The 6,100-nt window shown below is 60.7% G+C and carries 5 protein-coding genes; 4 read left to right on the forward strand and 1 reads right to left on the reverse strand.

Annotation, left to right across the window (positions count from 1 at the left end; genetic code table 11):
- The first annotated feature begins 21 nt into the window (after positions 1–21).
- The 3 genes from V8J63_RS25975 to V8J63_RS25985 all read left to right on the forward strand — a co-directional run bounded on the left by V8J63_RS25975 (position 22) and on the right by V8J63_RS25985 (position 3,690).
- Positions 22–564 carry a YaeQ family protein gene (locus V8J63_RS25975; protein ID WP_007908961.1) on the forward strand — a complete coding sequence of 181 codons (543 nt, stop codon included), beginning with the start codon at positions 22–24 and terminating at the stop codon, positions 562–564.
- A gap of 54 nt (positions 565–618) precedes the next feature.
- The gene (gene recJ / locus V8J63_RS25980) at positions 619–2,328 is read left to right on the forward strand and encodes a single-stranded-DNA-specific exonuclease RecJ (RefSeq protein ID WP_336464848.1); all 1,710 of its coding nucleotides are present in this window, start codon (positions 619–621) and stop codon (positions 2,326–2,328) included.
- 255 nt (positions 2,329–2,583) lie between these two features.
- Complete coding sequence (locus tag V8J63_RS25985) at positions 2,584–3,690, forward strand: NADH:flavin oxidoreductase/NADH oxidase (RefSeq protein WP_041478189.1); 1,107 nt, start codon at positions 2,584–2,586, stop codon at positions 3,688–3,690.
- A 177-nt stretch (positions 3,691–3,867) separates the two neighbouring features.
- On the opposite strand, the gene V8J63_RS25990 is transcribed toward V8J63_RS25985, so the two are convergent.
- Positions 3,868–5,496, reverse strand: a complete 1,629-nt coding sequence (locus tag V8J63_RS25990; RefSeq protein ID WP_110646996.1) for a glucan biosynthesis protein D — start codon at positions 5,494–5,496, stop codon at positions 3,868–3,870.
- A gap of 403 nt (positions 5,497–5,899) precedes the next feature.
- On the opposite strand from V8J63_RS25990, the gene V8J63_RS25995 reads away from it, so the two are divergent.
- On the forward strand, positions 5,900–6,085 hold the full coding sequence (locus V8J63_RS25995) for a hypothetical protein (RefSeq protein ID WP_016771524.1): 186 nt from the start codon (positions 5,900–5,902) through the stop codon (positions 6,083–6,085).
- The last annotated feature ends 15 nt before the right edge of the window (positions 6,086–6,100 follow it).

The following is a 6,100-nucleotide window of genomic DNA, read 5'->3' on the forward strand; positions in this document are numbered from 1 at the left end:
CTCGTATCAAGAAGCCCGTTCATGGCCCAGCCGTCCACTACCTACAAATTCGAACTGAACCTCACCGACCTCGACCGCAGCGTCTACGAAAGCGTCAAGCAGACCATCGCCCGTCATCCTTCGGAGACCGAAGAACGCATGACTGTGCGGCTGCTGGCCTACGCGCTCTGGTACAACGAGCAGCTGTCGTTCGGCCGTGGTCTGTCAGACGTGGATGAACCGGCCTTGTGGGAAAAGAGCCTGGACGACCGTGTCCTGCACTGGATCGAAGTCGGCCAGCCGGATGCCGATCGCCTGACCTGGTGCTCGCGCCGCACCGAACGCACCAGCCTGCTGGCCTACGGCAGCCTGCGTGTCTGGGAAACCAAGGTGATCCCGGCGATCAAGAACCTGAAAAACGTCAACATCGCCGCCGTCCCGCAGGAAGTGCTGGAGACCCTGGCCAAGGACATGCCGCGCGTCATCAAGTGGGACGTGATGATCAGCGAAGGCACGATCTTCGTCACCGACGACCGCGGTCAGCACGAAGTCCAGTTGCAATGGCTGCAAGGTGAGCGCGGCTGAGGTCGCGACACCGCTGATATTTCCCACGAATCAAAGAGAAGCCTCCTTCGCCCCATGCGTATCGAACCTCGTCAACTGCCTGCCACGCTGCCTTTTCTTGGTGATCTGCCGCCACTGCTGACCCGCCTGTACGCGGCGCGGGGCGTGCAATCGGAAGCGGAGCTGGACAAAAGTCTGGCGCGCTTGATCCCGTTCCAGCAGCTCAAAGGCATTGAGGCGGCGGTTGCCCTGCTGGTGACGGCATTGGAGCAACGCCAGCGCATTTTGATCGTCGGCGACTTCGACGCGGACGGCGCCACCGCCAGCACTGTCGGTGTGCTCGGCCTGCGCCTGCTGGGCGCTGCGCATGTCGATTATCTGGTGCCGAACCGTTTCGAATACGGCTATGGCCTGACGCCGGAAATCGTCGAAGTCGCGCTGACCCGTGAACCGCAACTATTGATCACCGTCGATAACGGCATCTCCAGCGTCGAAGGCGTCGCGGCGGCCAAGCGCGCCGGACTGAAGGTGTTGATCACCGACCACCACTTGCCCGGCGATGAACTGCCGCAGGCCGATGCGCTGGTCAATCCGAACCAGCCGGGCTGCGAGTTTCCGAGCAAAGCGCTGGCCGGCGTCGGAGTGATCTTTTACGTACTCATGGCGTTGCGCGCGCGTCTGCGCAGCCTCGGCTGGTACGAGAGCAAACCACAACCGAACATCGGCGAACTGCTCGATCTGGTGGCGCTGGGCAGCGTCGCCGACGTGGTGCCGCTGGATGCCAACAACCGCATTCTCGTGCATCAAGGGCTGGAGCGGATTCGTGCCGGCCGGGCGCGGCCGGGGATCAAGGCGATTCTCGAAGTCGCCAAGCGAGAGGCTGCGCGGATCACTTCCACCGACCTGGGTTTCATCGTCGGCCCGCGCCTGAACGCCGCCGGGCGTCTGGACGACATGAGCCTGGGCATCGAATGCCTGCTCACTGCCGACGCCAATCTGGCGCGGGAGATGGCTGCGCAACTGGACGGTATGAACCAGGATCGCAAATCCATCGAGCAGGGCATGCAGCGTGAAGCGCTGGCGCAGCTCAAGGATCTGCCGGTCGAGTCGATGCCGTTCGGTCTGTGCCTGTTCGATCCGGAGTGGCATCAGGGCGTGATCGGCATCCTCGCCTCGCGGATGAAAGAGCGCTATTTCCGCCCGACCATTGCCTTCGCCGATGCCGGTGATGGTCTGCTCAAGGGCTCCGGTCGCTCGGTGCAGGGCTTCCATATTCGCGATGCGCTGAGCGTGGTCGCGGCGCAGCATCCGAACCTGATCGCCAAGTACGGTGGCCACGCGATGGCCGCTGGTCTGACCTTGCCGCAGGAGAATTTTCCGCTGTTCGCCGAGGCATTCGACGCTGAAGTACGTAGGCAACTTCGCGAAGAAGACCTCACTGGGCGAATGTTGTCGGACGGCACGCTGGCCGTCGAAGAGTTCCACCTCGAACTGGCCCGCGCCTTGCGCCACGCCGGGCCATGGGGTCAGCACTTTCCGGAGCCGCTGTTTCACGGTGTGTTTCAACTGGTCGAGCAGCGCGTGGTTGGCGAACGGCATTTGAAAGTGGTGCTGAAAAGCGAATGCGGTTCGGTGAAGCTCGATGGCATCGCGTTTGGCATTGATCGCGATGTGTGGCCGAACCCGACGATTCAATGGGTTGAACTGGCTTACAAGCTCGACGTCAACGAGTTTCGTGGCAACGAGACTGTGCAGTTGATGATTGCTCATATCGAACCGCGCTGAAGATCAAAAGATCGCAGCCTTCGGCAGCTCCTACAGGGGTTCGCATTCCTCTGTTGGAGCTGCCGAAGGCTGCGATCTTTTCTGGAACCCTCCAAGATCCCCCGTTGTCGACTAGGCTCTAAGCACTGCTTGATTGGCCTTGTGACGTCTTGTCGAATTCTTGCCCGCGGGGGCGGGCGCTGTACCCTTTTTCTGTCACTCGTCGACTTTTCAAACAGAACCCTGGAGCCTGCCCACTGATTCGAGAGGTGCCCCATGAGTCTGCTGCTTGAACCCTTTACCCTGCGCCAACTGACCCTGCCCAACCGCATCGCCGTGTCGCCGATGTGCCAGTACTCCAGCGTCGATGGCCTGGCCAACGACTGGCACCTGGTGCACCTGGGCAGCCGCGCGGTGGGCGGTGCCGGTCTGGTTTTCACCGAAGCCACGGCGGTTACGGCCGACGGGCGCATCACCGCCGAAGACCTCGGCCTGTGGAACGACGAACAGATCGCACCGCTGCAACGCATCACCCGCTTCATCACCGCCCAGGGCGCGGTCGCCGGCATTCAGCTGGCCCACGCCGGGCGCAAGGCCAGCACCCATCGGCCGTGGATCGGCAAGCATGGCAGCGTCAAACCCGAGGATGGCGGCTGGACCCCGGTCGGGCCATCCCCGATTGCTTTCGATCCGCAACACACTCAACCGAAGCAGCTGGATGAGGGGCAGATCGCCGAAGTGATCCAGGCCTTTGTCGACGCGGCCAAGCGCGCGCTGACGGCGGGGTTCAGCGTGGTCGAGGTGCATGCCGCGCATGGCTATCTGCTGCATCAGTTTCTCTCGCCGCTGAGCAATCAACGCCGCGATCAGTACGGTGGTTCGTTCGAGAATCGTATCCGTCTGGTGCTGCAAGTCACTGAAGCGGTGAGGGCGGTTTGGCCGGAGGAATTGCCGGTGTTTGTCCGCGTCTCGGCGACTGATTGGGTCGAAGACGGCTGGAACCCGGATGAGACCGTGGAACTGGCGCGTCGCCTTCACACGCTGGGCGCCGATCTCATTGACGTGTCTTCAGGAGGGACAGCTGCAAACGCGGAAATTCCGGTCGGGCCGGGTTATCAGACGCGCTTTGCCGAGCGGGTACGCAAAGAGTCAGGCATCGCCACCGGTACTGTCGGAATGATTACCGAGCCGGCCCAGGCCGAGCACATTCTGCGTACCTGTCAGGCTGATATCATTTTCCTCGCCCGAGAGCTGCTGCGCGATCCGTACTGGCCGCTGCACGCCGACGATGATCTGGGCGGACGCAAAGCAGTGTGGCCGGCGCAGTATCAGCGCGCGACCCATCGGGATCAGCCCATTCATGAGTCGGATTTGCGTGATTGATTGAAGGCTGGAAAGCAAAAGCCCCGAACCAGTGATGGTCGGGGCTTTTCTATTCGGCACAAGTTTGCGTTGTCAGGCGGGCCTCTTCGCGAGCAGGCTCGCTCCCACAGTAGGAATGCGGACCCCTGTGGGAGCGAGCCTGCTCGCGAATGACGCCAGAACCGCCGCCTTAGAACCTCAAGGGTATTTACGCTTGTCCGGCGCCGGCGGGAAATACTGGTACAGCCAGGTCTCGCTCAGCGTGCGGTCATTGGTGCGAATGAACAGGCGCAGTTCCACCGGCTCGACACTGTCATTGGTCGGATACCAGTCGAACAGGATCCGATAACCCTTGATGTCATCCAGCACCAGCACGCTGAAGTCCTGCACCTTGCCGTTGGAACAGGTAATCACCGGCTCGATCCCGGTGCCCTGTGGCAGGCGCTCGAGGCCGCCACCGGTGAAGTCCACGGCGAAGCGCCGCGCCCAGACTGGCGGGTAGTGTTCACCCGGCGCCCAACCTTCGGTGAAGCCGCCCATGCCCGAACGCGTCGCGTGCACCCGCGCCAGTGGCGTGCCGACCGGTGGCAGGGCGCTCCAGTACAGCTTGTACCCGTAGTTCAGCGAATCACCGGCAGCCACGGGTTTCTTCGGCGTCCAGAAGGCGACGATGTTATCCAGCGTCTCGCCGGTCGTAGGAATTTCCAGCAGATCGATCGAGCCTTCGCCCCATGCGGTTGTCGGTTCTACCCACAGGCTCGGGCGCTTGCTGTACCAGTCGACGGTGTCCTGATAGTTGGCGAATTCGTGGTCGGTCTGCACCAGGCCGAAACCTTTCGGGTCCTTGTCGGCAAATGCGTTGAATTGCAGCTTTGCCGGATTGTTCAACGGACGGCAGATCCACTCGCCATTGCCGCGCCACATGGCCAAGCGATCGGAGTCGTGGATTTGCGGATGAATGGTGTCGCACATGCGCCGTTCGTGGGTGCCGCAGCTGAACATGCTCGTCATTGGCGCCACGCCGAGTTGTTCGATGGTGGTACGGGCATTGATGTGCGCGTCGATTTCCATGACCACGCGCTCGGCCTGGCAATCGATGTCGAAGCGATACGCGCCAGTGGCGCTCGGCGAGTCGAGCAGGGCGTAGACCACAAAACGCGTGGCGTTCTTGTCAGGCGTCTCGAACCAGAACTTGGTGAAGTCGGGAAACTCTTCGCGCTTCTTCGCGTAGGTATCAATGGCCAGGCCGCGCGCGGAGAGGCCATATTGGCCAGTAGCATCGACCGCACGGAAATAGCTGGCGCCGAGAAACGACACCACATCATGCCGATCCAGCTCCGGCGCCTTGAACAGTTTGAAGCCGGCAAAACCCAGATCGCCCTTGAGCTGCTGGGTGTCGACCGAAGTGTTCTCGTAATTGAACAGCGCCGGGCGGAAATGCACCTCGCGCGCCATGCGCGTCTTCGGATCAACGCTGTACATGCGCACCGGCTGACGGAAACCCATGCCGACGTGGAAGAACTGCACGTCCAACTGACCTTTGTTTTCCTTCCACAAGGAATGCTCGCCGTCGTAGCGGATCGCGTTGAAATTCTGCGGAGTCATGGTCGCCAGGGTTGGCGGCAACACCTGTTTCGTATCCTGATAGGCATTGCCGGCGAGCTGCTTGGCCTGACGCTTCAACGCTTCGAAATCGAAAGCCTGGGCCTCGCCATCGGCGGCGCCACCATTGGCCGCCCAGGCGCGAGCAGCCAACAGACCCGACGCGGAAAGACCGGTATAGGCCGCAATGGCCATGGACGCTTTGAGCAAATTCCTGCGGTGCATAAATACAACCTGTCGTGTGCAATCCAGCGCCGTTCCTGGCACCTGTCGGATCGGAAATTACGGTTCGGTCATGCCTTCGGCCAAACGCAACGGACTATAAACAGATGCCCGCTAGCTTAATCGGTTCGATTGTCGGGCAAAAAGGCTTGTTTGCGTTGCGCCATCTGGCAATGAAACAAGACATGTCTGTAATTTTTCTGACAGGGCCCTCTGATTTAGAGGGCATATCTGCTTTTTTCGATTAATTACTCTAAAAACCACTTTTCAACGCCGATTTAATTCCTATTCTATGAGCAAGACCGGATACAAGCCTTCGTGCCGGCGGGGCACACGACGCTGCTCGAAGAGGCAGGGCGATGTGAGGTTCAGCAGTTTCTTGACTCAATAGAGAAGGACATCGTCCATGGCAAAAATACAGGGCATCACCGAAATGTTGGGCATCTTTCCTTGCTTGGGCGGCGGGCGCAGAAGACGCCGTCTCAATTCCGAGGAATTGAAACTGGTGGAACGTTATCGAGAGCTATCGGAAAGCGACCGGATCGCCATGCGCTATCTGGTGGATGCGATGCGGAGTGTTTCGCGGTTTTAAAGAGGAGGGGAGAAG

The organism is Pseudomonas sp. CCNWLW23, assembly GCF_037095675.1.
GTDB classification, from domain to species: Bacteria; Pseudomonadota; Gammaproteobacteria; order Pseudomonadales; family Pseudomonadaceae; genus Aquipseudomonas; species Aquipseudomonas atacamensis.